Raw genomic sequence first — 24,029 nt, 5'->3', positions numbered from 1 at the left:
CGGCACACCACTCAGGATCCGCGCAACGTCACCGAAGGCGCCGCTCGACGACCCGTCGAACCGGCCCCCGCCCGGACGTCGCGCGGATCCTGGCGGTTCGGGCCGCGTCCTGCCGGTTCGCCCGCCGCACCGCCGGCTGGTCCGGCACCCGGGGCGCCTTCCCGCTCTCCGTCACCAGGTCCTCGGTCTCCTGGACCAGGTAGTGCGGCCGACGCTTGGCCTCGTAGTAGATCCGGCCGATGTACTCCCCGATCACGCCCAGGATCGTCATCTGGATGCCACCGAGACCGATCACGCTGACGATGATGGTGGTGTAGCCGGGAACGTCGATTCCCTTGCTGACGGCGTCGGCGACCACCCAGGCCATGTACACCACCGCGATCAGGGTGAGGAACAGGCCGCCGTAGATCGCCAGCCGCAGCGGCCGGTTGTTGAACGACAGCAGCCCGTCGAACGCGTAGTTGAACAGCTTGCCGAACGTCCACCTGCTCCGGCCCGTCTGACGGGTCTCGTTGGCGTGCGCGACCACCACCGTCCTGAACCCGATCCAGGAGAACAACCCCTTCGAGAACCGGTTGTACTCCGGCATCGCCAGCACCGCGTCCACCGCGAGCCGGGACAGCAGCCGGAAGTCACCCGCCCCGTCCAGCAGGCGTACGTCGATCCACCAGTTGACCACCCGGTAGAAGGACCGCGAGGCCAGCATCCGTACGAACCGGTCGCCACGCCGGTCCCGGCGGGCGATCACCTGGTCGAAACCCTGCCGGTACAACGCCACCATCTCGGGCAGCAGCCGGGGCGGATGCTGGAGATCGGCGTCCATGATGACGACCGCGTCCCCGGTGGCCCGCTTCAGTCCGGCCAGCATCGCCGCCTCCTTGCCGAAGTTCCGGCTCAGCGACGTGTACCGCACGCAGGGGTCGGCGGCGGCGAGCCGACGCAGTGCCACGAGGGTGTCGTCGGAGCTGCCGTCGTCGACGTACACCACCTCGATGTCGACGTCGGACAGTTCCGCGACCGCGGCGGTCACCGCCGTGTGCAACCGCTCCACCGAGGCCTCCTCGTTGAAACAGGGCACCACCACCGACAGACGCACGTCCGTCACCCCGCCCGGCCCGGGCCCGAGGATCCCCGACCCGCGCCACGCCGAGCGGCGCGGGCCCGGTCACAGACGGTAGACCAGCACACCATCGATCTCCTCCCGGGTGATGCCCAGCCCGTCGAACGGCCGGTCCGCGATGCCCTCCCATGGCGTCCCGGCGGCCCAGCCCGGCAGGGCCACCACGGACCGCACCCCGATGCCGCGCAGGTACGCCACACTGCCCGGATCGGGGAAGGCTGCCGTGGCGGCCCGGGTCTGTGCCTGGGTGACCGGCTCGAACCCGCCCAGCCCGTTCGTCACCCGGGGGAACCCGTCGGTCGTCCACAGCATGAAGATCAGGTCGACGGCGCCGCCGGCGGGCAGCACCAGCATCGGCTCCGCCGCCGCACGCATCGCGGCCGGTGGTGGCGGCACCACCGGATGCGCCGTCCGGTTGACCCCCTCCAGCCCGACCACGGCCAGCGGCACCAGCAGGACCACCGGCGCCAGGAGCCTGGCCCAGCCGCGGGTCGACCACCGCCGCACCGACCTGGCGAACACCGTCAGCGTGCCCGCCGCCAGCAGTGCCATCAGCAGGCTGGTCCAGTGCATCATCCGGCCCGGCGTCCGCAGCGCGTCCCAGCCCGGCAGGTGCTTCGACAGGGTCAGGTAGCCCGGGTCGCCATCGCCACCGAGGGTGGCGCCCAGACCCAGCAGCACCGTGCCGAGCACGCCGAGCCCCAACGCGACCCGGTGCCGGGCCGGATAGACCGAGACGAACAGCCCCGCCGCGGCCAACGCGAGCAGCGCCATCCCGGGCAGCAACGCCATCTCCGGCGGCCAGGAGAGCTGCTCCCGGGCCGCCGCGTGCCGCTCGCCCCAGAGCCACGAGTCGGCTGGCGCGGTGGCGAACCCGATCAGCGGCGGCGAGAACATCTCCGTCCAGGCCAGCGACCGCTCGGCCTGCGGATTGAGGTCGACGACCCGCAGGTAGACCAGGCCGAGCAGCAGCGTCACCGCGCCGAAGACGGCCCCGCCGGCCAGGTCCGCGACCAGCAACCGCCGGCCGAACGCGGGCCGTCGCCCACGCCGCCACCACGACCAGCCGTAGCCGCCGGCCCCGACCAGCACGGCGGCCAGCAGGAAGTACACCAGTGGCAGCCCGATGCCGAAGCCCAGGCTGATCTGCCAGGCGGCAACCAGCCACCCCGCCAGCGCCCAGCCCGGCCGCCGTCGTTCGGGCCGGTATCCGTGCCGCAACGACCAGCCGTGGCCCCGGGCCAGCATCGCCAGGCACAACGCGATCCCGCCGCTGGACAGGATGTTCAGGTGACCGGCGTGCGCCAGCCGCCAGGGTGCGTACGCCCACGCGACCCCGGCGACCACTCCGCCCAGCCGGCCCGCCCCGAGCTGCCGGACCAGCGCGTACGCCCCGACGAACGCCAACGCGTGCACCAGCACGTACAGCACGTTGTAGCGGACCAGGGCGGCCTCGAAGCCCGAGCCGAGCATCCCGATCGGGGCGTACCCGAGCAGGGTGTCGCTGTAGGCGTACGTGTATCTCTCGGGAAAGAACGTGTTCGAGTGCCAGAGGCCGGCCGGGTCGGTGAACACGGCGTGCCCGGCCCAGGCCACCTGCCACGCCTGCAGGGTGGGGTCGCCGATGTCGCCGGGGACCGTGCTCGCCGGATGTCGCATCGTCGGCCAGGTGAGCAGCACCGCCAGCAGCAGCCCGCCGAGCACCACCAGCGTCCATTCGTGTCGCAGCCAGCGCCACCGGTCCCGTCCGCCGGGGTCACCGGTGACGGCGGGACCCTGGTCGTGGTCGGTGATCTCGGCGGGCGGTCGGGCGTCCGTGGACCCGGTGGTCATGAAGATAGATGATTCACGATGCTGGTCGTCGTGTCGATCCGCCGCCCGGGATGTGGGCTTCTGGGCGTGTCCGTCGACCCGGCCGGGCCGGCGGCTTTCGAGGATCCCGGTTGGGGCCCGGCCCGGCCATGTCGGCCGGACCGGGCGAGCGGGGCGGGTGGGTGCTGGGAGGGATCAGGCGGCGGTGGCCCAGATGGCCCGGAAGGCCGCCGCCTCGCCGGCCAGCCAGCGCTCGATCTGCTCGGGGCGGGCACCGGAGGGCATCCGGTGCGCCTCACCGCGGCGGATGTCGACCAGGACCGGCTCGGCGTGCGGGAGCACCCCGTCCATGTGTCGGGTCATCAGGTGCAGGGTGGCGAGCGTCGCCTCCTCGCTGGGCGGGGCCTCGTCGAAGTGCAGCCGGACGGCCTCGACGCGGCCGTCGGCGTGGCGTACGCCGAAGTGGGGGTTGATCTTGACGGGCAGGTCACCGAGCATCGCGAGCGCGTCGCGGGTCTGGGCGAGGTCGACGGCCCTCGGCTCGCCGAGTGAGTGCAGCCAGGCCGTCGCGCCGGGAACGAGGGCCTGGTAGAGCGGGCGCCAGCGGGGCTTGACCACGTCGACCACCTGGTCGAGGTGAGTGCCGCCGGTGTGGAAGGCGATGTCGGCCTTGAGTGCCTTGACGAACTGGCTGTGCGGGTTGAAGCCGGAGCGGCTGGCCCGCTGCTTGCGCAGGCCCCCGACGAAGGTGGCCTTCGTCGGGCCGGTGCGGTCGACGTAGCGGGTGAAGCCGAGCAGGGTGGCGTAGGGGGTGGGCGGCGCGGAGGCGGGCGTGGTCACGGGCGTCCTCCCAGGTCAGGGCCTCGATTAGTACACACATTCTAATCGACGGGTGTGACATCTCCCAGGGTTTGGAGGAGGCAGTCCCGGCACGTTCGGAGGCGTCGCGACACCGGTCACCGCGGTGACCGGACAGCCGGGATTCGAGGCGGGCGGTCCAGCAGCCCCGTGCTCGTCAGGGGAGTGGAACGACTGCGGGGGGCCGGATCGGCCCCCCGCAGTCGTGGTGGTTCCTAGAGTTGCCCGACCGAGGTGATCCGGACGACCGCCGAGCCCGCCTCGTCGGAGGCCGCGAGGTCGATCTCGGCGCTGATCCCCCAGTCGTGGTCCTCATCGGGGTCGTCGAGGATCTGCCGGACCGTCCACCGCTCCCGACCCTGCTCGATCATGAGCAGCGCCGGCCCACGCGCGTCCGGACCCACCCCGATCTCCCCGTACGCCTCGAAGTACGGCTCCAGAGCCGCGGCCCAGGCGTCCGCGTCCCAGCCCGACGCGGCATCCAGCTCGCCGAGGTCGTACCAGCGGCGCAGGGCGGCCAGCTCGACCCGGCGGAACAGGGCGTTGCGCACCAGCACCCGGAACGCGCGGGCGTTGCGGGTGACCGCCGGCACGCGGTCGTCCAGCGCCTCGGCGGCCTCGGCGGCGTCGGTGGGGTTGCGCAGCCGTTCCCACTCGTCGATGAGGCTGGAGTCGACCTGCCGGACCAGCTCGCCGAGCCACTCGATGAGGTCGATCAGCTCCTCGGTCTTGGCGTCCTCGGGCACCGTCTGCCGCAGCGTCTTGTACGCGTCGGCGAGGTAGCGCAGCACGAGACCCTCGGAGCGGGTCAGCCCGTAGAACTGCACGAACTCGGTGAAGGTCATCGCCCGCTCGTACATGTCACGGACGACGGACTTGGGGGAGAGCTGATGGTCTGCCACCCAGGGATGCCCCTGCCGGTACATCTCGTACGCCGCGTCCAGCAGTTCCGCGAGGGGCTTCGGGTGGGTCACCGCGTCGAGGAGTTCGAGGCGGGCCTCGTACTCGATGCCCTCGGCCTTCATCGCGGCGACCGCCTCGCCGCGGGCCTTGAACTGCTGCGCGGAGAGCACCTGGCGCGGGTCGTCCAGGATCGACTCGATCACCGAGAGCACGTCGAGGGCGTACGAGGGGGACTCGACGTCGAGCAGCTCGATCGTGGCCAGTGCCAGCGGGGAGAGCGGCTGGTTGAGGGCGAAGTCGAGCTGGAGGTCGACGGTGAGGCGGACCCGCCGCCCGGTCTCGTCGGGCTCGTCGAGCTGCTCGACGACCCCACCGGCGCGCAGCGCCCGGTAGATGGCGATGGCGCGCCGGATGTGCCGGCGCTGGGCGGCGGCGTCCTCGTGGTTGTCGGTGAGCAGGTGCCGCATGGCGGCGAACGCGTCGCCGGGGCGGCCGATGACGTTGAGCAGCATCGAGTGGCTGACCTGGAAGCTGGAGGTGAGCGGCTCCGGCTCGGCCTCGACCAGGCGGTCGAAGGTGGGCCTCCCCCAGCCGATCGACCCCTCCGGCGGCTTCTTGCGCACCACCTTGCGCCGCTTCTTCGGGTCGTCGCCAGCCTTCGCCAGCGCCTTCTCGTTCTCGATGACGTGCTCGGGGGCCTGCACGACGACCCGGCCGACGGTGTCGAAGCCGGCCCGCCCGGCCCGGCCGGCGATCTGGTGGAACTCGCGGTTCTTGAGCAGCCGGGTACGTACCCCGTCGTACTTGGACAGGCCGGTGAAGAGCACGGTGCGGATCGGCACGTTGATGCCGACGCCGAGGGTGTCGGTGCCGCAGATGACCTTGAGCAGGCCGGCCTGGGCCAGGGTCTCGACCAGCCGGCGGTACTTGGGCAGCATCCCGGCGTGGTGCACGCCGATGCCGTGCCGGACCAGCCGGGTCAGGGTCTTGCCGAAGCCGGAGGTGAACCGGAAGTTGCCGATCGCGGTGGCGATCATGTCCTTCTCGGCGCGGGTGCAGACGTTGACGCTCATCAGGGCCTGGGCGCGTTCCAGGGCGGCGGCCTGGGTGAAGTGCACGACGTAGACGGGTGCCTGCTTCGTCTCGAGCAGCTCCTCGAGCGTCTCGTGCATCGGCGTCGTCGCGTACGAGAAGATGAGCGGGACCGGCCGCTCGGCGGAGCGGACGACGGCGGTGGGCCGGCTGGTACGCCGGGTCAGGTCGTCGACGAAGCGGGTGGTGTCGCCCAGCGTGGCGGACATCAGGATGAACTGGGCCTGCGGCAGTTCGACGATCGGCACCTGCCACGCCCAGCCGCGGTCCGGCTCGGCATAGAAGTGGAACTCGTCCATGACGACCTGGCCGACGTCGGCGCGGTCGCCCTCGCGCAGCGCGAGGTTGGCCAGGATCTCGGCGGTGCAGCAGATGATCGGGGCGTCGGCGTTGACGCTGGCGTCGCCGGTCAGCATGCCGACGTTGTCGGCGCCGAAGACCTCGCAGAGGGCGAAGAACTTCTCCGACACCAGCGCCTTGATCGGGGCGGTGTAGAAGGTCGTCCGGTCGTCGGCCAGGGCCGCGAAGTGCGCCGCGATCGCGACCAGGCTCTTGCCGGAGCCGGTCGGCGTGTTCATGATCACGTTGGCGCCGGAGACGATCTCGATGACCGCCTCCTCCTGGTGGGAGTAGAGGTCGAGGCCGCGCTCCTTCGCCCAGCCGGCGAACGCGTCGAAGAGGGTGTCGGGGTCGGCGCTTGTCGGCAGCGCGGCGGTGAGCGTCATAGCTCGTCCATGGTGCCTGGCGGATGCCCCCGAGCGCCAACCGGCCGCTGCGGACGAGGTGTCAGGAAGGGCGCCCTGTACAACGGAATCCGTCAACAGGGTGCCCTCCTTTCACGTCCGGCGGTAAATGAGGTCGAAGATCGGCCGATCCGCTCGCAGGGCCCGGCGCTCGAACTTGGTCACCGGGCGGTGGGCGGGCCGAGGTGCGAAGCCGTCATGGGCGTTGACCAGCCCCGGGTCGGCGTCCAGGGTCACCCGCATCGCCTCGGCGTACTCGGCCCAGTCGGTGGCGCAGTGCAAAGTGCCGCCGGGCGCCAGCCGGGAGCGCAACAGCGCGACGTGGGCCGGCTGGATGATCCGCCGCTTGTGGTGCCGGGACTTGGGCCAGGGGTCGGGGAAGAAGATGTGCACGGCGTCCAGCGCTCCCGCCGGCAGGCCCGCGACCAGGTCCAGGGCGTCGCCCTGCGCCACCCGAACGTTGCGCAGGGCGTGCCGGTCCAGCAGGTCCAACAGGTTGGCGATTCCGGGCGTGTGCACCTCGACCGCCAGATAGTCTCGGTCCGGGTCGGCGGCGGCCATCTCGGCCGTGGTGTCGCCCATCCCGGAGCCGATCTCCAGCACCAGCGGGGCCCGGCGGGCGAACAGGCCGGCCAGGTCCACCGGCGTACCGGGCTGCTCCGGGACGCGCAGGCCGTAGACCGGCCAGAGCTGGTCCAGGGCGTCGGTCTGGCGGCTGCTCATCCGGCCACGGCGCGGATGGAAGGTCCGGATCGTCCGGGCGGCGGGCGGCGCGGGGACGGCGGCGGTGGGGGAGTCGGTGAGGGTCACAACGACCTGAGCGTACGCGACGACCACGCCGAATCGGATGTGATGTTCGCCCGGGGGTGAGAGGATCCATCCCGTACGGCAGACCGGGTCTCTGGGTTGCCCGGCACTGCCCCAACGCGCCGGGAGGGGGCGTCGTGTCGGTGCACCGCGGCGGTCTGGCGCTGGCGATCGTGACCGTGGTCGTCAGCCCCCTGTTCGCGGCCGAGCCCGCCCGCGCCACCCTGCCGACCACCGCTACCGTGCCGACCACCGCCACCCTGCCGGCCACCGTCGTCGTGCCGGCCACCGTCCGGGCGGTCGCCTCCGGGTGGGGGGCCGAGCCCGCGCCGGTGGGCGCGCCCCAGCCGGGGCCGCCGGGGTCGCGCGTCTTCGTCGAGGTCAGCCCGAGCACGGTGGAGCCCGGCTTCCTGATCGGGATCCGGGCCAGCTGCCGGGACAACTCGGTACCCGCCACCGTGGTCTCGGACGCCTTCGGCCGGGTGCAGGCGCAGCCGCAGCATGGCGGGTTGACCGCCGCGCCGATGGTGCGCGAGCGCACCCGGCCCGGCAACTACCGGATCAAGCTGGAGTGCCGCGACGGCGAGACCGCCTCGACCATGCTCCAGGTCGTCAAGACCGTGAAGCCCAGTCGGGGCCCGGCGACCGGGTTCGGCGGGGGCTCCGGCGGCGGCGTGACCGGCGGGATCCTGCTTCCGGGCGGCGTCGCCCTGATCGTGACCGGCATCGTGCTCGCGGTACGGGCGGCGCGCCGCCCGCGTACCGCCCGTGGCGCCACCCGACGCTGAGCCCGGTCATGGCCACCACGTCCGCCCCGCAGCCGACCGCCGCGCCGGACCGTGGCACACGGCCGCCCGGCCGCCGGCCCTGGTCGGTGCCGCTGGCCGTGGTGCTGGTGCTGGCCGGGGTCTTCGCCACCGGAGCGGGGCTCGGGCGCACCGCCGGGCCGTTCGACTGGGCGGCCGGCGGGGGGCGGGAACGGCCGGCCGGCAGCGAGCGCGGGGGCTTGTCGGCCAGTCGGCCGGTGCGCCTGTCGGTGCCCGCGATCAAGGTGTCCGCCCCGGTGGCTCCCGTCGGTCAGGCACGGGACGGCTCGATCGCCGTCCCGTCGATCGAGCGGGCCGACGAGACCGGCTGGTACGACCGGGGCCCCACCCCCGGTGAGCCGGGCCCGTCGGTGATCGTCGGGCACGTGGACACCAAGCGTGGCCCGGCGGTCTTCTACGACCTGCACAAGCTGCGCCCGGGCGACACCGTCGAGGTGACCCGGGCGGACGACTCGGTCGTGGTGTTCCGGGTCGACTCGGTGGAGCACTTCCCCAAGGACCGGCTCCCGGCGGAGCGGGTCTACGGCGACGAGGGCCCCGCCGGCCTGCGCCTGATCACCTGCGGCGGCGACTGGCTCGGCGGCCGGACGGGCTACGCCGACAACATCATCGCCTTCGCCACCCTCATCTCCTCCCGCACCCCCTGACCCTGGCCGGGCACCCGGCCCCTGGCTCCGGCTCCCGCCGCGGTGATCATGAAGTTGGCGGCGGTCAGGGAGATCCACTTCGCCGCCAACCTCATGATCGACGTGTCGAAAGGGGGCGGGGAGGGGGAGGGGGAGGGGTGGGTTAGGCGCGGGGTGGGACCTGCTGGACGACCTCGAACTCCAGGAGGCTGGCGCTGGAGGCGACCGGGGGACGCTTCTCGCCCGTCCCGGCGTGGGCGGTGCGCGACGGGCCGGCGGCCCATGCCTGGTAGGCCTCCTCGGTCTCCCAGCGGGTGTAGACGAAGTAGCGGTTCTCGCCGGCGACCGGGCGCAGCAGCTCGAAGCCGAGGAAGCCGGGGGAGTTCTCCACCGCGCCGGCCCGGGCGGCGAACCGCTTCTCCAGCTCCTCGCCCGCGCCTTCCGGTACGTCGATTGCGTTGATCTTCACGACTGCCATGGCTCCACCCTAGCGACGACGCCGGGGCTCAGAACGACTCGACCGCCGGAACCAGGTCGGCGTCGACCACGATCGGCGCGTGGTCCGAGGGGCCCTTGCCCTTGCGTGCCTCCCGGTCGACGTACGCCGAGCGGACCGTCCGGGCGAACGGCGCCGAGGCGTACACGAGGTCGATCCGCATGCCCTTGTTCTGGTGGAACATTCCCGCCCGGTAGTCCCAGTAGGTGAACGGGTGCGGGCCCTTCATCGGCGTGGGCACCACGTCGCTGAGCCCGAGGTCGCGCAGCGCCGCGAGGGCTGCCCGCTCCGCCGGGGTGACGTGCGTGGAGTGGGTGAACAGCGCCGGGTCCCAGACGTCGGCGTCGGTGGGCGCCACGTTGAAGTCGCCGCAGACCGTTAGCGGCAGGCCGCCGGTCAGCTCCGCCTCCAGCGCGTCCCGCAGCCCGGCGAACCAGGCCAGCTTGTACGCGTAGTGCGGGTCGTCGACGGCGCGGCCGTTCGGCACGTACACCGACCAGACCCGGACCCCGTCGCAGGTCGCCGAGATGGCCCGGGCCTCCGGATCGGGGAAGCCCGGCTCGCCGGGGAAGCCGACCGTCACGTCGGACAGGCCGACCCGGGACAGGACGGCCACCCCGTTCCACCGGCCGTCGCTGTGGCTGGCCACCGTGTAGCCCAGCTCGCCCACCTCGGCCACCGGGAACGCCCCGTCCGGGCACTTCGTCTCCTGGAGGCAGACGACGTCCGGCCCGGTGTTGGCCAACCAGTCCAGCAGTCGGGGCAGGCGGGCCTTCACCGAGTTCACGTTCCAGGTCGCCAGGCGCATGTGACCAGCCTGCCCCATCGCGGGCCGCGCCGCCGCGTCAGCTGCCCGGGGCGTCGCCCGGGCGGGTCTGCTCGGCCAGGAACCGCTCCAGTTCGGCGCCCAGCTCGTCGGCGGTGGGCAGCGGCCCGGCCTCGGCGGCGAGCAGGTTCTTCTCGCCCCGGCCGCGCGCGAACGCGTCGTACTGCTCCTCCAGGGCCCGCACCAGCTGGGCGGCGTCGTCGGTCTGGGCGACCTGCCGGTCGATCTCCACGCGGACCACCTCCGCCGCCGAGCGCAGCCCGTCGCGGGGCAGCAGCAGCCCGGTGCTGCGGGACACCGAGGCGAGCAGCACCTCGGCGGCGGCCGGGTATTCCGTCTGCGCCACGTAGTGCGGCACGTGGGCCGCGAAGCCGAGGGCGTCGCGGCCCTGTTCGCCGAGGCGGTACTCCAGCAGGTGCCCGACGCTGCCCGGCACCTGCACCCGCTGCAACCACGGCTCGTAGCCGGCGATCAGCTCGGGGCGGGTGGCATGAGCGGTCACCCCGGCGGCCCTGGTGTGCGGCACCGCCATCGGGATCGAGTTGAGCCCGACGGTGAGCCGGACGTCCAGCCGGGTGGAGATCCCGGCCACCGCGGCCACGAAGCGCTCCCACTGCAGGTCCGGCTCCGGGCCGGTGAGTAGCAGGAAGGGGGTCTCGTCGTCGTCGCGCAGCAGGTGCAGCTCCAGCGCCGGGGCGTCGTACGACTCCCAGTGGTCCTCGACGAAGGTCATCACCGGGCGGCGCGAGCGGTAGTCGAAGAGCTGGTCGACGTCGAACCGGGCGATGGGTTGGGCTTCCAGCGAGGTGAGTAACTGCTCCCTGGCCAGTCGGGTGGAGCTGCCGGCGTCGACGAAACCGGTGAGGGTCTGGATCAGGACCGGCTGACCGAGGTCGGGCAGATCGTCGGTGAGTTCGTAGAGCTCGTGTGGGTCGAGCACCGGTGCGGACCTCCCTGGTCGTGCGTACGGGTCGCCGTGCGGGGACGGCACCCGGTTCGGGGAACGTACCCGCCATCCTCGTGCATTCCTCGCCGCGCCCCGCCGGGGGCCGTCCCGTGACCAGTAATCGGGCGTATGCCCGCAAGCCCACCGTCAGGCGACGAAGGATGACCGTCAGGATGACCAGGATATCGGTCGAACGGGGGAGTTTGGCGATCATGGGCCGGGCGTCGCGGATTGTCCGCGTTCCGGCCGTGCGGGGTACGCCGGGGCGATCCGGAGGTTTGACCAGTCCGCGAGGTTCGTCCCGTGGGCTGCCCGGCGCGGCAGGGGCGTCCACCCGACTGGGTTCAATTCGTGAGGAAAGCCATAGATCACCTCAGGTGATCGGCGTGTCGGCCTGCCTAGCCTCGGCTGATGCGTGACGACCGCACCCTCGACCGCCAGATCACCCCCGGTGACCCGATCGACCGTTCGGACGATACCCACTCGTACGACCGGCCAACCTCCCTCCGTTCCGCCGGGGCGTACGCCCAACTGCTGACGCGCGGCCCGGCCCGCGCCCGGATCGCCCTCGCCACCGGCGTGCTGTGCTGCCTCGGACTGGCCGCCGTCGCCCAGGTCGCGCGGGGGGACGGGACCCCCGACGCGGTCCCCGCCGCCGCCCCCTCCGCGCTCGCCGAGCGCGCCGAGCCGGACCCGGCCTCCCGCGACTCCGAGCGCGTCCCCGTCGCGGCCTCCGCCAGTCCCACCCGGGCCGCCGCCGACCCGGACACCACCACCCCCGCGCCGAAGCAGACCACGCGTAAGCCGGTCGACCCCGCTCCGGTCGCCGGGCTCGACAAGGCCCAGATGAAGAACGCCCAGGCGATCGTGCGGACCGGGCGCGAGATGGAGATGCCCCGGCGCGCACTGGTGATCGCGGTCGCCACCGCGATGCAGGAGAGCAACCTCTACAACGTTGCCAGCGGGGTGCTCCCGGAGTCCCGTAACCACCCGCACCAGGGCATCGGGTGGGACCACGACTCGGTCGGGCTGTTCCAACAGCGTTCCAGCAGCGGCTGGGGCGAGGTCGGTCAGCTGATGGACCCGGAGTTCGCCACCCGGCAGTTCCTCGCCGCCCTGGCCCAGGTGCCCGGCTGGCAGCAGATGCGGCTGACCGACGCCGCCCAGGCGGTGCAGATCTCCGCCTACCCGGAGCACTACGCCAAGCACGAGGGACGCGCCACGACGGTCGTCGGGGCGATCCTGAAGGCCGGGCAGTAGGCTCCTGTCGACCACAGTGGACGGTTGCGGTTCGGGCAACCGGGGTACGCATGTTGTCACTCCGAGGTACACATGGAGCAGACACCACCAACTGGAGGACGACATGTCTCTGATGCAGAAGATCAGCACCTTCCTGCGCTCGCCCAAGGGGCAGCAGTTGGTCGACCGCGGCCGGCGCGAGCTGGCCAAGCCCGGCACCCAGCAGAAGCTGAAGGGCCTCGCGGCCAAGCTCCAGAACCGCCGCTGACCCGTCACCGACGACCTCTCCGACCCCCGGGAGACCCTGTGACCGATTCCGCGCCCACCGACGGCCAGCCCGCCGCCGGAGTACCGCAGCCGCCGGCCGTGGTTCCGGCACCGACACAGGAGGCCACCGAGGCGCCGCCGCTGAGGCTCTGGGACCGGATGCGGGAGGATCCGCAGTACGCCCCGGAGCACCTCGCCCTGGAGGCCGTACGCCGGCTGGGGCCGGAGGCGGCGCTGTGGGCCGCGCGGGCCCGGGCCAGCCAGCCCGGGACCTCCGCCGAGGCACTGGCGGAGCAGGCGGTACGCAAGTTCGTCAACCACGCCCGGCTCTCCGGGGCGGTCTCCGGCGCCGCCGGGCTGCCCGGCGCCGTGATCGACGTCGGAGTGCTCGCCTGGACCCAGGCCCGGATGGTGCTGCACATCGCCGCCGCGTACGGCGTCGACCCGCAGCACGGCGACCGGGCCACCGACCTGCTGGTGTTGCAGAAGGTGCACAAGGTCGCCGAGAGCGCCCGGCTCGCGCTCGGGGTGGCCGCCGGCCGGGAGCGCGCCGGTGCCCTCTTCGGCAGCGGCAGCCAGAACCCGCTCGGCAAGGTGATGCTGCGCCTCGGCGTACGCCTGGCCCAGATGGCCGGGGTACGCGCGGCGAAGCGGGTCTTCGCCAAGGTGGTGCCCGGTGCGGCGATCGTCCTCGGCACCTGGGCCAACTCGTCGGCCACCAAGGATCTCGCCGTGCGCTCCCGCGCCCTCTACCGCCAGTACGGCACACCCGCCGTCCCCGAACCCCGCCGTCCCTGACCCGCACCGTCCTCGCCGTCGACCGGGCGAGGGCCGGTGCGGCAGGCGGATCGCCCCCTGCGCGCCGCCGTGGGCGTCCCGACCCGACCGGGTGGGTCAGGAACCGAGGCCCCAGGCGCGCCACGCCACGTCGGCCAGCCGGTCCTGCCCGGCGGCGTTGGGATGGAACCAGTCCAGCGGGTTGACCAGGTTCAGGTCGAACCGCACCCGGTGCACGGCCCCGCCGTCGTGCCGGCAGCGCGAGCCGTACGCCTTGCAGGCGGCGGCGAGCTGGACGTTGTAGTCGGCGATCCGCTCCCGGACGGCCGCCCGGCGGGCCCGGTCGAGCGGATCCGTCGAGGCGGGGTTGGCCAGCAGTGCCGGGCAGACGCCCCGCTTCCAGGCCCGGACCGCCCGCGCGTCGGTGTGCCCGACCTCCCAGAGCCGGTGCAGGTTCGGGACGCTCACCACCAGCACTCGCGCCTTCGGCCGGCCCTGTCGCAGCACCCGCAGGCCGCGGTCCACCTCGGTGCGGAACTGCTTCACCGGAGTCATCGCCTCGATGCCGCCCCGGCACACGTCGTTGGCGCCGATCAGCACGGTGACGTGGTCGACGCGGTCGCGTACCGCCCGCTGGGCCTGCCCCTCCAGCGACGCCGCGCGGGCCCCGGGGCTGGCGTGGTTGTGCGCCCGGCCCCGGATCGCCGGGTTCCGGTCCAGTAGCCGCCGGTAGAGGCTGTCGACGCGCAGCCCGTCCCCGGTGGCCCAGGAGTTGCGTTCGCACGAGACGAGTACCAGGCAGGAGCCGAAGCCGGTGCTGATCGAGTCGCCGAGGGCCGCGACGCCGCCGGGCGAGCCGGGCGACGGCGTCTCCCGTGGCGGGCGGGAGCCGGGCTCCCCGCCGCCCTCGCAGGCGAGCGCGACCAGCGCCAACAGGCAGGCGGCCACGGTGACCCAGCGTCGAGGCATACCATCCCCAGTCCCGCAGCTTAGAGCGACAGCGCGGTAACTCTAAGCGCGACTGCGGCGAGGTGATCCGCCGCTGTCGGCTATGCGGCAGAGGGCTGTTCCGGCGCGGGCCGCCGTGCTAGGTCGAGGCGGCCATCGTATTCGGCCCGCCGGTGCGCGCGACGGGACGCCGGTCAGCGCGCCAGGCGCCAGGGCGCGCGCTGGCCGTGCAGCCACCAGTGCAGGGCCCGGGTGATCCGGGGCAGCACCAGATAGGTCATCAGCGGGGTCAACGTGAGGGTCATCATCAGCACCCGGGCGGCCAGCGGCAGGTCCGGGAGATACCGGCTGGTGAGCAGCGTCGCGGTCAGGCTGAGCGGGAAGAACGCCAGCCAGATGGTCACCGCCTGCTTCCAGCGCGGTGGGGCCGGCGGCGGCACCGTCGGCTCGGCGCTGACCGGCACGGTCTGCACGACGTGCTCCCGCGGCGGGTCGAACCAGCCCTCGACGCCGGTGCGCCGCTCGACCCGGGTGTGCTCGACGATGCCCTGCGCCGAGGAGAGCCACCAGTGCCGCTGCGGGGACTCCTCCCAGCGGCGCAGCGTCTCGTGGTCGGCGAAACGGTAGATGACGTGCCACTCGCCGGAGCCGGGGGCGCTGCGTACCCAGCCGGACCCGAGGAACCCCGGGAACGCCTCGGCCAGCGCGGTGCCGGCCCGCATCCAGGCCACCATCTCGCTGGTCCGAGCGGGGTCGGTGCGCCGGGCGACGGCGACGGTCACCGGCAGCGCGTGGGTCATCGTCATACCGGCCATCCTTCCCGGCCGGAGCCGGTTCGACCGGCTCGGCGGGCCACGGTGTAACGCAACCCACCGGCGGTGCCCGCCGCCGCCCTCCCCACCGGGCCGGGGATGGCCGTCGCGGGCCGGGGACGGGCGGACCGGGGCGGGTTAACCGGGCCGAACGGGGGTAGGTCGGTGCAATGACGAGATCGCAGCCCCGGCGTGCCCGTGGCACGGTCGGCCACGCGTACAGCGCGCTCAACCTGCGGCTCCTGCTCGCCGGGTTCGGCCTGGTCACCATGGTCGTCTTCGCGGTGCTGGCCTTCACCGCCGACCTGGTCTGGCTGGGCGTCCTCTGCGTGGTCTTCGCGGTGGTCGCCGTGGTCGACCTGATCATCATCCAGCGCCGTCGCGCCGCCCGCCGCCGGGAGGAGCCGGGCGCCCGCCACTCACTCTTCGAGTGACAGGAGTACGAGATGCCCATCGCGACCACCAACCCCGCCACCGGACAGACGCTCAAGAGCTACGACCCGATGACGGCGGAGCAGATCGACGCCGCGATCGAGCGGGCCGACCTGGCGTACCGGCAGTTGCGCGGCACCACGATCGACCAGCGCGGGCGCTGGCTGAACGCGGCGGCCGACCTGCTGGAGGCCGAGCGCGACGAGATCGCCCGGCTGATGACCACCGAGATGGGCAAGACGTACGCGTCGGCCAGGGCCGAGGTCACCAAGTGTGCCGCCGCCTGCCGCTTCTACGCGGCGAAGGCGGCCGGCTTCCTCGCCGACGAGCCCGCCGACGCGGGGGCGGTCAAGGCCACCCGGGCCTTCGTCCGCTATCAGCCGATCGGGCCGGTGCTCGCGGTGATGCCGTGGAACTTCCCGCTGTGGCAGGTGATGCGGTTCGCCGCGCCGGCTCTGATGGCCGGCAACACCGGCCTGCTCAAGCACGCCTCCAACGTGCCGCAGACCGCGCTGCTGCTGGAGGACCTGTTCCGCCGCGCCGGCTTCCCGGAAGGGGCGTTCAGCACCCTGCTGATCGGCTCGGGCGAGGTCGACCGGGTGCTCAGCGACCCCCGCGTGCGCGCGGCGACGCTGACGGGCAGCGAGGGCGCCGGCCGGTCCATCGCCCAGATCGCCGGCCGGGAGCTGAAGAAGACCGTGCTGGAGTTGGGCGGCAGCGACCCGTTCGTGGTGATGCCGTCGGCAGACCTGGACCGGGCCGCCGAGGTCGCCACCACCGCCCGCTGTCAGAACAACGGCCAGTCCTGCATCGCCGCCAAGCGGTTCATCGTGCACGCCGACGTCTTCGACGCCTTCGCCGAGAAGTTCGCCACGAACATGTCGGCCCTGCGGGTCGGCGATCCGATGGACCCCGACACCGACGTCGGCCCGCTGGCCAGCGAGGGTGGGCGCGACGAGATCCACGCCCAGGTGCGCGACGCCGTCGACCAGGGCGCCACCGTGCTCTGCGGCGGCGAGCCGCCCGCCGGCCCCGGCTGGTTCTACCCGCCGACGGTGGTCACCGACCTGAGGCCGGAGATGCGGATGTGGTCCGAGGAGGTCTTCGGGCCCGTCGCGGGCCTCTTCCGGGTGTCGTCGTACGACGAGGCGGTCGAGGTGGCGAACGGCACCTCCTTCGGCCTGGGCTCAAACGCGTGGACCCGCGATCGGGAGGAGCAGGAGCGTTTCGCCGCCGACCTCGACGCCGGGAGCGTCTTCGTCAACGGGATGACCACGTCCTACCCGGAGCTGCCCTTCGGCGGGGTGAAGAACTCCGGCTACGGACGCGAGTTGTCCGCGCTCGGCATGCGGGAGTTCTGCAACACCAAGACCGTCTGGGTGGGCGAGGGCGCCGCCTCGGCCGGCGCCGGGGCGCACGCCGAGTAGCCCGCCTCCGGGATTCGTCGGCGTAGCCAGACGCCGTCATGGGTACGGAGTGACGCCATGACGGTGTTCGGCTTCCACGCGTCCCACGAGCAGATCCATCCCCGCGCCCTGCTGGAGGCGGTGATCCACGCCGAGCGGGCAGGTTTCGACGCCGCCATGTCCTCGGACCATTTCGCGCCCTGGAGCGAGCGGCAGGGCCAGTCCGGCTTCGCCTGGTCCTGGCTGGGCGCCGCGCTACAGGCCACCAACCTGCCGTTCGGGGTGGTCAACGCCCCCGGGCAGCGCTACCACCCGGCGATCATCGCGCAGGCGATCGGCACCCTGGGGGCGATGTACCCGGGCCGGTTCTGGGCGGCCCTCGGCACGGGCGAGGCGAGCAACGAGCACATCACCGGCGACGGCTGGCCGCGCAAGGACCTCCGCACCGCCCGGCTGCGCGAGTGCGTGGACGTGATCCGCGCGCTGCTGGCCGGCGAGGAGGTCAGCCACGACGGCCTGGTCCGGGTGGACCGGGCGAAGCTGTGGACCCGGCCGGAGCAGCCGCCCGCGCTGATCGGGGCGGCGGTCAGCGTGGCCACCGCCCGCTGGTGCGCCGAGTGGGCGGACGGGCTGATCACCGTGAACGCCCAGCCCGCGCACCTGCGGCAGATGATCGACGCGTACCGGGACGCCGGTGGGCGCGGGCCGCTGCACCTCCAGGTGCACGTGAGCTGGGCGCCGGAGCAGGCCGAGGCCGAGCGGCTCGCGTACGACCAGTGGCGCAGCAACGTCTTCGCCCCGCCGGTCTGCTGGGACCTGGAGACCCCGGAGCACTTCGACGTCGTCTCGCAGGACGTGCCGATGGAGCGGGTCGCCTCGACCGTGAACATCTCCGCCGACCTCGGCCGGCACGTCGGCTGGCTGGAGGAGTACCTGGATCTCGGCTTCGACCAGATCGCCCTGCACCACGTCGGGCAGGAACAGCGGGACTTCATCGACGCGTTCGGTGCCGAGGTGCTGCCGAAGCTGCGCAGCGCGGGCTGAACGGCGGTGGCCCGGGTCAGGGCAGGCGGCGGACGAGAACCTGCCCGGGCCACGGGTCGCGACCCGGGCGTTCGACCGTGAACGGGTCGGTCGCGGTGAAGCCCTGCCGCTCGTACCACCGGACCAGCGCGCCGTCGCCGCCCGCGTAGCAGTCCACCCGGAGCAGGCCGAGCCCGCGCTCCCGGGCCAGTTGCGCGGCGTACGCCAGCAGCCTGCCGCCGATCCCCGCGCCGGCGTGCGCCCGGTCGGTGACCAGCAGGTTCACGTACAGCTCAGGTTCGGTGGCGGGTGGCACGTATTCGGTAGCCACCCCCACCACCAGCGCGCCCACCGGCAGGTCGGCGAGCGTCGCGAGCCACAGCCCGCCGCCGGTCGCCCAGGCTTCGGCCTGCGCGATCCGCCGTGGGTCGGTCGAGGCCGGTTCGGTGCCCCACTGGCCGGTGCGGCCCCGCGCCATCAGCCAGGCAGTGGCGTCGTCGAGCAGCCGCAGCACGGCGGGCGCGTCGGCCGGGCCGCCGGGACGCAGGTTCGGAATCCTCTGGTCGTCCATGGCAGACATGCTGCTACAACCAGGCATTTCGATGCATCGCGATTCCCTCGGCAGCCGCACCAGCCCTCGGCCCAGCCGAGCCCGGCCCCTGGTCCCCTGGCCCCCTGGCACTGCCCTGCCATCGCCGTGCCTGTGGGACCCGCCTGTCGTCGGGCGGCGGTCGTCCGCACCGCGAACGCTGTCGAGCTGCCCCGCCGACGGGACCAACGTCCCTGGGCGGTGCGGCTGGCTCCTGCCCCATCTGTGGGGGCAGCTCGACAGCGCACCGACTGGGGTACATGGCAACGGTTCGGACCACTCGCCGACCGATGCCGGATCCGGCCGCTCCGCCCCGCCCGCCTGGTTCGCCGCCCGCCCGGCCGGCTCTCGGTCTGCTCTTGCCCGGCTTGGCCTGGCCCCGTCCCGGCTTGGCCTGGCCCCGTCCCGGCTTGGCCTGACCCCGTCCTGGCTCGGCGCCCTGCCCGCCGAAAGGTCAGGGCATCCCACCGGAGTCGCTGGTGCTGGCGGTGCCCATCGTGCTGGGATCCCCGCCGTACCCCTCGCCACGGATGTTGCCCCGCCCACGGCGCCGCCCGTGCCGGCGGGACTGCCGGATGGCCTTGCGCGCCGCCGTCATCGCCGCGTCCCGTCCGGCGGGCGACGCCCGCCGCCGCAGCAGCGGCAGCACGACCAGGGCGGCGGCGACGATCACCACCGCAGTCCCGGTGAGGACCCACCCCATCGCATCCATGGTCGTGATGGTAGGCGTGGTGCGCCAATCACCAGGCCGGTCCCGTCGCGGCTCAGGGCCTCCGGCCTCCGGCCCTAAGCAGGCGTGGTGAGCGTGGTGAGCCGCTCGGTGGCCAGGCAGGAGGTCAGGCAGCGTTCCTTGCCGTCGCTGGTCAACTGGGCGGTCCAGGCCGTGAAGCCGCCGTCGCCGAGTTCGACCTCGTCCGCGCCGTGCCCGGCGGTGATCCGCAGTGCGGCACCGACGTAGTAGCCCCGGCCGCGTCGGCGCTCCGGCTCGTCCACCAGCGGTACGCCCGCCGGGCCGAGTGTCGGCCGGACGGTGTCCTCGATCCGCTCCCCGACGACAGGGCTGTCGAGCACGGTCAGCCGCACCTGCGCCGCCGACTGCGGCAGCAGGGTGGCGAGCACCTTCCGCCAGTACGTCAGGTGCAGGGTGAGCAGCCGTGCCTCGGTGCGCCCCGAGCCGACGTCGCGGGCGCTGGAGACCAGCGTGAAGAGCCGGAAGTGCGCCGACCAGCCCGGCCCGAAGTCCTGCGCCCGCAGCACCCGGTGACAGGCGGCCAGGTGCACGCTGCCGTCGGTCGGCTGTTCGCGGCGGCGTAGCGCGGCCTCGATCGCGAGGGCGTTGGTGGGGTCACTGAGCACCTCGGTGGCGCGCATGGTGGTGACGATCCGGTTCTGGCTGGCCGGAGTGACCGCCGAGCAGGTGCCCAGCGGCGCGACGGGGGAGAGGTCGAGTCCGGCGAACTCGGCGGGCAGCAGCTTCCACAGGCGGGCCTCGACGGCGGCCAGCGCGCGCGGGTCGGCCGCCGACGGGCGGGTGAAGCGGTCCGTCCGCCAGCGGCGGACCAGGTCCGCCGGGCGCACCACCGCCGCCCGGTCCCGCGCCACCGCCAGCAGCAACGTGCGCAGGTCCGCCGGGGGTAGACCGGCCAGGGCCGCCCGGGCGCCGTCCGGCAGCCGCCCCCACACCCGCCGCTCCGCGTCGTCCATGCCAGCCACCATTTCGTACGCCCTGTACGCCGTCCACCAAGAATTGGGCGGCTCTCGGCCTCGCGGGTGGGCGTTGGGCGGCGTGCGACAACGTCCGGGCGAAGTGGTGGCCTCCCCCTCACCCTCGGGGGAGGCCACCTCGGAAGCAGCGCGATCATCGCCGGGACGGGTCGCCGGAGCGGACCGACCCCGGGGCGGTCAGGAGAGCGTGCAGGCCGCGCCGTTGACGGTGATCAGGCCCGGTTCCGGGTTGGCGCCGCCGCCGGTCAGCGCGTTGAAGCCGAAGGTGACGGTGCCGCCCGGGGCGATCCGGGCGTTGTACGACTCGTTCTTCGCGGTGACCGTGGCGCCGGCCTGGGTGGTCTTCGCCAACCACGCCTCGCGTACCTTCTGGTCGCCGGTGAAGGCGAAGCGGGTCGTCCAGCCGTCGACGGCGCTGGTGCCGGTGTTGCGGATGGTCACCTGGGCGGTGAAACCGGTGCCGCCGTGCCAGGCGCCGTAGTTGGTGTACGTGGCCGTGCAGGTCGGCACCGGCACCGCCGCCGAGTCACCCTGGTCGGCCAGGAACGAGGCGATCCAGGCGAGCGCCGAGTTCCAGTTGATCGCCACCTCGTTGGTCGCGTACGAGTTGATGTCGTCGACGTAGCAGAACATCGGCTTGCAGCCGGCGAGCAGTTTGGCGGCGAACGGGTCCTGGAGGGCCGCGTTCGGTCCGCCGGCGAGCGAGCCGGCGGGCGGCTTCGGCAGGTCCGGGTCGAGCTGGTGGCCGAAGATCCGGCTGTGCTGGTTCTCCGCCGCGTGCTCGCCCCACCCGGTCACGTACGAGATGTTCAGCGCGTTGCGGCCGAGGACGTAGTCCATCGCCTGCACCGCGCCGTCGCGGTACTTCGCGTCCCGGGTCAGGTCGAAGGCGGTGGCCAGCACGACCGCGTTGTTGATGACGTTGCCGTTGCCGCCCCAGAAGTAGCTGTCCGGGTCGCCGGGCATCGGCAGCCCGTACGCCTGCCGGTTCAGTTCGGCGAGGTGGGCGTCGGCGGCGGCGGTGACCGAGGCGCGGACGCGGGCCAGGTCGGCGGCCGGCAGCCCGTTCGGCACGGTGGCCAGGTCCAGCCGGCCCAGTGCGGCGACACCCTGCCAGCCGAAGCCGCGCGGGTCGAACACGTTGCCGGTGTGGTGCGGCGAGGCGGTCAGGTCCGCCAGGTACGGCTGGTCGCCGGTGCTCAGGTAGAGCTCGGCGGCGGCCCAGTAGAACTCGTCGGTGACGTTGGTGTCGTCGTACGCGCCGCCGCCGGTGCTGTCGGTCGGGCTGGCGTACCGCGTCGGGTTGGCCTTGGCGGCGGCGTAGGCGGTCCTCGCCGCCGTGCCGCAGCGCTTCGCGAACGCCGCGTCGTAGGGGGCGAACAGCCGCGCGCACTGGGCGGCGACGGCGGCCAGGTTGAGGGTGGCGGCGGTGGACGGCGGGTGCAGCTCGCGCGGCTCGGGGTCGTCGTGCGGGGCGAGCGGCAGCCCGGTCCAGTTTCGGTCGTGGATCTTGTGGTGGGCCATCCCGGCGAGCGGCTTGCCGGCCGGCACCTGCATGCGCAGCAGGAACTCCAGCTCCCAGCGGGCCTCGTCGAGGACGTCCGGCACGCCGTTGCCACGCTCGGGCAGCCGCAGCGTGCTGTCGCCGAGGGCGGCGCCGTGCCCGGCGGTGGCGGCGGTCCTGGTCCGCTCGAAGGTGTTCAGCAGCTGGTAGGTGGCGATGCCGCCGTTGACCACGTACTTGCCGTGGTCGCCGGCGTCGTACCAGCCGCCGCGCACGTCCAGGGAGTAGTCGCAGACGCCGGGCTGGCAGGGCACGTCGGTATCGCCCCGGTTGGGCGCGACGTCGAGGTGCCCGGCGGGGCGGGCGTACTCCGTGCCGATCAGGTCGCCGTCGATGGCGATGCCACTGCGCTGGGCGTAGAAGAACTGGAGGGAGTCGGCGCGCAGCCGGTCGTACAGGGTGCCCGAGATGTCGAACGGGTGGCTGGTCTCCCCGTCGACGACCAGGGTCAGTCCCGCCCCCGGCGTCCGGTACGACGAGAAGTCGACCGTCTGCACGTTCTGCCCGGAGGCGGCGTCGACGCCGCGCGGGGTGGTGGCGCCGCTGGCCAGGACGCCGCCGGCGGCCGACCTGAGCTGCCAGGGCAGGGCGTCGGTCGCCGAGGTCACCACGGTGGCGTTCTTCGGCCCGCCGGGCAGGTAGCCGACCTGGTTGACCCGCACCCGCGGCCCGGTGTCGGGCACGTACGGCTCGGGCGGGTCGCCGCCACGCAGCGAGACGTCGTCCAGGCAGACGGTCTGCTCGGCCGCGCTGCCGCCGACCTGGAAGATCAGTTGGGCGGCCGGGTTGCCCTCGGTGACCGTGAACGTCTTCTCGAACCGCTGGGCGGTGCCGCCGGCGGTGGCGTCGACGCTGGCGTACGTGGTGTAGGGGGCACTGCCCAGTTGCAGGACGGCCTTGACGGCGGTGCCGGGGGTGGCGGAGACGTCGAAGCCGAGGGTGTACTCGGCCCCGGCGACCAGCGGCACGCCGTCCTGGCCGATGCCGGCGTCCCACGGGTTGGCGAGTCCGCCGGGCACGGTGGTGCAGAGTCGGCCGTCGGTGACCCCGAGCGTGCCGGTGCCGTAGGAGAACCAGGGGGCCACGCCGGCGTTGAAGTCGCCGTTGTCGATCTGTTCGGGGGCGTCGGGGGCCGGTTCGGCGTGGGCCGCACCGGCGGTGGCGCCGGTCAGGGCGATGGTGGTCGCGGCCGCGAGCAGCGCGAGGCGGCGTCGGGGTGGCGTCACGGGTGTTCCTTCCGGACGGCTACGGGGGACGGGAGTTGGAGGTGACAGGACTGGGAGCGCTCCCAGTTGGTGTCGATGGTGGCAGTGTCGCCGGCATCCTGTCAATCGATCCTTCTGGATGGTGTGGGCGCCAGCCGTGGGGCGCGGGCAACGTGAGATTCGCCGCGCGACGCGCCGAGGTGCTGATCTCCTAGAGACAACTGCGCCCTTCGCCTGGCAGGCTGCCACCCATGACCCTGAAGCTGCGTTCCGTGGGAACGAGCGACCGTGGGCTGATCCGCAGCGGCAACCAGGACGCCCTGCACGCCGGCACCTGGCTCGTCGCCGTCGCCGACGGCATGGGCGGGATGGCGGCCGGCGACCTGGCCAGCGCGATCGCCATCGACGCGGTCGCTCCGCTGGACCTGGAGACCCCGGAGCACGCGCTGGTGGCCGCACTGCAGAACGGCATCCAGTTGGCCACCGAGCGGATCCACCAGGCGGTTGCCGAGGATCAGGAGCGGCAGGGCATGGGCACCACCCTGACCGCCCTGCTCTTCGCCCGTACGGGCAGCTGCCTGGCCCTCGCCCACGTCGGCGACTCCCGTGCCTACCTGTTCCGGGAAGGCGTGCTCAAGCAGATCACCCGGGACGACACGTTCGTGCAGATGCTCGTCGACCAGGGGGTGATCACCCCCGACCAGGCCAGCAGCCACCCCCGCCGCGCCGTGGTCACCCAGGCGTTGCAGGGCGAGGAGGTCTCCCCGGCGTACTCGACGATGGTGCCGTGGGCCGGGGACCGCTGGCTGCTGTGCAGCGACGGGCTGTCCAACGTCGTCCGCCCGGACACCCTCGCCGAGGTGCTCGCCGAGCAGCCGGACCGCGCGGACTGCGCCCGCCGGCTGATCGACCTGGCGCTGCGCGCCGGTGGGCCGGACAACGTCACGGTGGTCGTCGCCGACGTCGTGGAGGAGTGAGCGAGCGTC

At 73.1% G+C, this 24,029-nt stretch carries 23 protein-coding genes; 9 read left to right on the top strand and 14 right to left on the bottom strand.

What is annotated here, in order from left to right; genetic code table 11:
• Positions 1–28: 28 nt before the first annotated feature.
• The 5 genes from GA0070608_RS30875 to trmB all read right to left on the bottom strand — a co-directional run bounded on the left by GA0070608_RS30875 (position 29) and on the right by trmB (position 7,338).
• Positions 29–1,105 carry a glycosyltransferase family 2 protein gene (locus GA0070608_RS30875; protein ID WP_245716033.1) on the bottom strand — a complete coding sequence of 359 codons (1,077 nt, stop codon included), beginning with the start codon at positions 1,103–1,105 and terminating at the stop codon, positions 29–31.
• A gap of 60 nt (positions 1,106–1,165) precedes the next feature.
• A complete protein-coding gene (locus GA0070608_RS30870) occupies positions 1,166–2,953 on the bottom strand; it encodes a hypothetical protein (protein WP_245716032.1) in 1,788 nt (595 codons plus the stop codon).
• Positions 2,954–3,127: 174 nt separating this feature from the next.
• Positions 3,128–3,772: a hypothetical protein gene (locus GA0070608_RS30865; protein WP_091633505.1), complete on the bottom strand. Its 645-nt coding sequence runs from the start codon at positions 3,770–3,772 to the stop codon at positions 3,128–3,130.
• Between the two features lie 233 nt (positions 3,773–4,005).
• Positions 4,006–6,510, bottom strand: a complete 2,505-nt coding sequence (locus tag GA0070608_RS30860) for a DEAD/DEAH box helicase (protein ID WP_091633499.1) — start codon at positions 6,508–6,510, stop codon at positions 4,006–4,008.
• A gap of 111 nt (positions 6,511–6,621) precedes the next feature.
• The gene (trmB, locus tag GA0070608_RS30855) at positions 6,622–7,338 is read right to left on the bottom strand and encodes a tRNA (guanosine(46)-N7)-methyltransferase TrmB (RefSeq protein ID WP_091636606.1); all 717 of its coding nucleotides are present in this window, start codon (positions 7,336–7,338) and stop codon (positions 6,622–6,624) included.
• A gap of 140 nt (positions 7,339–7,478) precedes the next feature.
• On the opposite strand from trmB, the gene GA0070608_RS30850 reads away from it, so the two are divergent.
• Positions 7,479–8,123 carry a hypothetical protein gene (locus GA0070608_RS30850; RefSeq protein WP_091636609.1) on the top strand — a complete coding sequence of 215 codons (645 nt, stop codon included), beginning with the start codon at positions 7,479–7,481 and terminating at the stop codon, positions 8,121–8,123.
• 8 nt (positions 8,124–8,131) lie between these two features.
• Positions 8,132–8,809, top strand: coding sequence for a class F sortase (locus tag GA0070608_RS30845; RefSeq protein ID WP_091633496.1), 678 nt, complete (start codon positions 8,132–8,134; stop codon positions 8,807–8,809).
• A gap of 142 nt (positions 8,810–8,951) precedes the next feature.
• On the opposite strand, the gene GA0070608_RS30840 is transcribed toward GA0070608_RS30845, so the two are convergent.
• From GA0070608_RS30840 to GA0070608_RS30830, 3 genes are read right to left on the bottom strand one after another with little or no spacing between them, the layout of a single operon-like run.
• On the bottom strand, positions 8,952–9,266 hold the full coding sequence (locus tag GA0070608_RS30840; RefSeq protein ID WP_091633493.1) for an antibiotic biosynthesis monooxygenase family protein: 315 nt from the start codon (positions 9,264–9,266) through the stop codon (positions 8,952–8,954).
• A 28-nt stretch (positions 9,267–9,294) separates the two neighbouring features.
• Positions 9,295–10,092, bottom strand: a complete 798-nt coding sequence (locus GA0070608_RS30835) for an exodeoxyribonuclease III (RefSeq protein ID WP_091633490.1) — start codon at positions 10,090–10,092, stop codon at positions 9,295–9,297.
• Between the two features lie 37 nt (positions 10,093–10,129).
• Positions 10,130–11,050, bottom strand: coding sequence for a proteasome assembly chaperone family protein (locus GA0070608_RS30830; RefSeq protein WP_091633487.1), 921 nt, complete (start codon positions 11,048–11,050; stop codon positions 10,130–10,132).
• Between the two features lie 417 nt (positions 11,051–11,467).
• On the opposite strand from GA0070608_RS30830, the gene GA0070608_RS30825 reads away from it, so the two are divergent.
• The 3 genes from GA0070608_RS30825 (at position 11,468) to GA0070608_RS30820 (ending at position 13,360) form a co-directional block, all read left to right on the top strand.
• Positions 11,468–12,316, top strand: a complete 849-nt coding sequence (locus GA0070608_RS30825; protein WP_091633484.1) for a peptidase M23 — start codon at positions 11,468–11,470, stop codon at positions 12,314–12,316.
• Positions 12,317–12,419: 103 nt separating this feature from the next.
• Positions 12,420–12,563 (top strand): hypothetical protein, encoded by a 144-nt coding sequence (locus GA0070608_RS32935; protein ID WP_176733905.1) that lies wholly within the window; start codon positions 12,420–12,422, stop codon positions 12,561–12,563.
• 38 nt (positions 12,564–12,601) lie between these two features.
• Positions 12,602–13,360 carry an EcsC family protein gene (locus GA0070608_RS30820; RefSeq protein ID WP_091633481.1) on the top strand — a complete coding sequence of 253 codons (759 nt, stop codon included), beginning with the start codon at positions 12,602–12,604 and terminating at the stop codon, positions 13,358–13,360.
• Between the two features lie 96 nt (positions 13,361–13,456).
• Here GA0070608_RS30820 and GA0070608_RS30815 read toward each other — a convergent pair whose 3' ends face one another.
• Together GA0070608_RS30815 and GA0070608_RS30810 are read right to left on the bottom strand one after the other, a co-directional pair.
• Entirely contained in the window at positions 13,457–14,308 is an 852-nt protein-coding gene (locus tag GA0070608_RS30815) for a GDSL-type esterase/lipase family protein (RefSeq protein ID WP_091633478.1), read from the bottom strand.
• 173 nt (positions 14,309–14,481) lie between these two features.
• Positions 14,482–15,093, bottom strand: a complete 612-nt coding sequence (locus GA0070608_RS30810; RefSeq protein WP_091633476.1) for an antibiotic biosynthesis monooxygenase — start codon at positions 15,091–15,093, stop codon at positions 14,482–14,484.
• Positions 15,094–15,269: 176 nt separating this feature from the next.
• Between GA0070608_RS30810 and GA0070608_RS30805 the strand changes: the two genes are divergently transcribed.
• From GA0070608_RS30805 to GA0070608_RS30795, 3 genes are read left to right on the top strand one after another with little or no spacing between them, the layout of a single operon-like run.
• Positions 15,270–15,533, top strand: coding sequence for a DUF6343 family protein (locus GA0070608_RS30805; protein ID WP_091633473.1), 264 nt, complete (start codon positions 15,270–15,272; stop codon positions 15,531–15,533).
• A gap of 12 nt (positions 15,534–15,545) precedes the next feature.
• Entirely contained in the window at positions 15,546–16,958 is a 1,413-nt protein-coding gene (locus GA0070608_RS30800; protein ID WP_091633470.1) for an NADP-dependent succinic semialdehyde dehydrogenase, read from the top strand.
• Positions 16,959–17,015: 57 nt separating this feature from the next.
• Complete coding sequence (locus GA0070608_RS30795; RefSeq protein WP_091633467.1) at positions 17,016–17,981, top strand: TIGR03885 family FMN-dependent LLM class oxidoreductase; 966 nt, start codon at positions 17,016–17,018, stop codon at positions 17,979–17,981.
• Between the two features lie 16 nt (positions 17,982–17,997).
• Here the strand turns inward: GA0070608_RS30795 and GA0070608_RS30790 are convergent, their stop codons facing one another.
• The 4 genes from GA0070608_RS30790 to GA0070608_RS30775 form a co-directional block, all read right to left on the bottom strand.
• Positions 17,998–18,531 (bottom strand): GNAT family N-acetyltransferase, encoded by a 534-nt coding sequence (locus GA0070608_RS30790; RefSeq protein ID WP_091633460.1) that lies wholly within the window; start codon positions 18,529–18,531, stop codon positions 17,998–18,000.
• A gap of 472 nt (positions 18,532–19,003) precedes the next feature.
• Entirely contained in the window at positions 19,004–19,261 is a 258-nt protein-coding gene (locus GA0070608_RS30785; RefSeq protein ID WP_141719604.1) for a hypothetical protein, read from the bottom strand.
• A gap of 74 nt (positions 19,262–19,335) precedes the next feature.
• A complete protein-coding gene (locus GA0070608_RS30780) occupies positions 19,336–20,253 on the bottom strand; it encodes a hypothetical protein (protein ID WP_091633453.1) in 918 nt (305 codons plus the stop codon).
• Positions 20,254–20,451: 198 nt separating this feature from the next.
• Positions 20,452–23,064 (bottom strand): glycoside hydrolase family 9 protein, encoded by a 2,613-nt coding sequence (locus GA0070608_RS30775; protein WP_091633450.1) that lies wholly within the window; start codon positions 23,062–23,064, stop codon positions 20,452–20,454.
• Positions 23,065–23,294: 230 nt separating this feature from the next.
• Here GA0070608_RS30775 and GA0070608_RS30770 point away from each other — a divergent pair, with 230 nt between their 5' ends.
• Entirely contained in the window at positions 23,295–24,020 is a 726-nt protein-coding gene (locus tag GA0070608_RS30770; RefSeq protein WP_091633445.1) for a PP2C family protein-serine/threonine phosphatase, read from the top strand.
• The last annotated feature ends 9 nt before the right edge of the window (positions 24,021–24,029 follow it).

The organism is Micromonospora peucetia (assembly GCF_900091625.1).
Classification (GTDB): domain Bacteria; phylum Actinomycetota; class Actinomycetes; order Mycobacteriales; family Micromonosporaceae; genus Micromonospora; species Micromonospora peucetia.
Note: the sequence above shows the minus strand (reverse complement) of the source record. Positions and strands in the feature narration are given on the sequence as shown.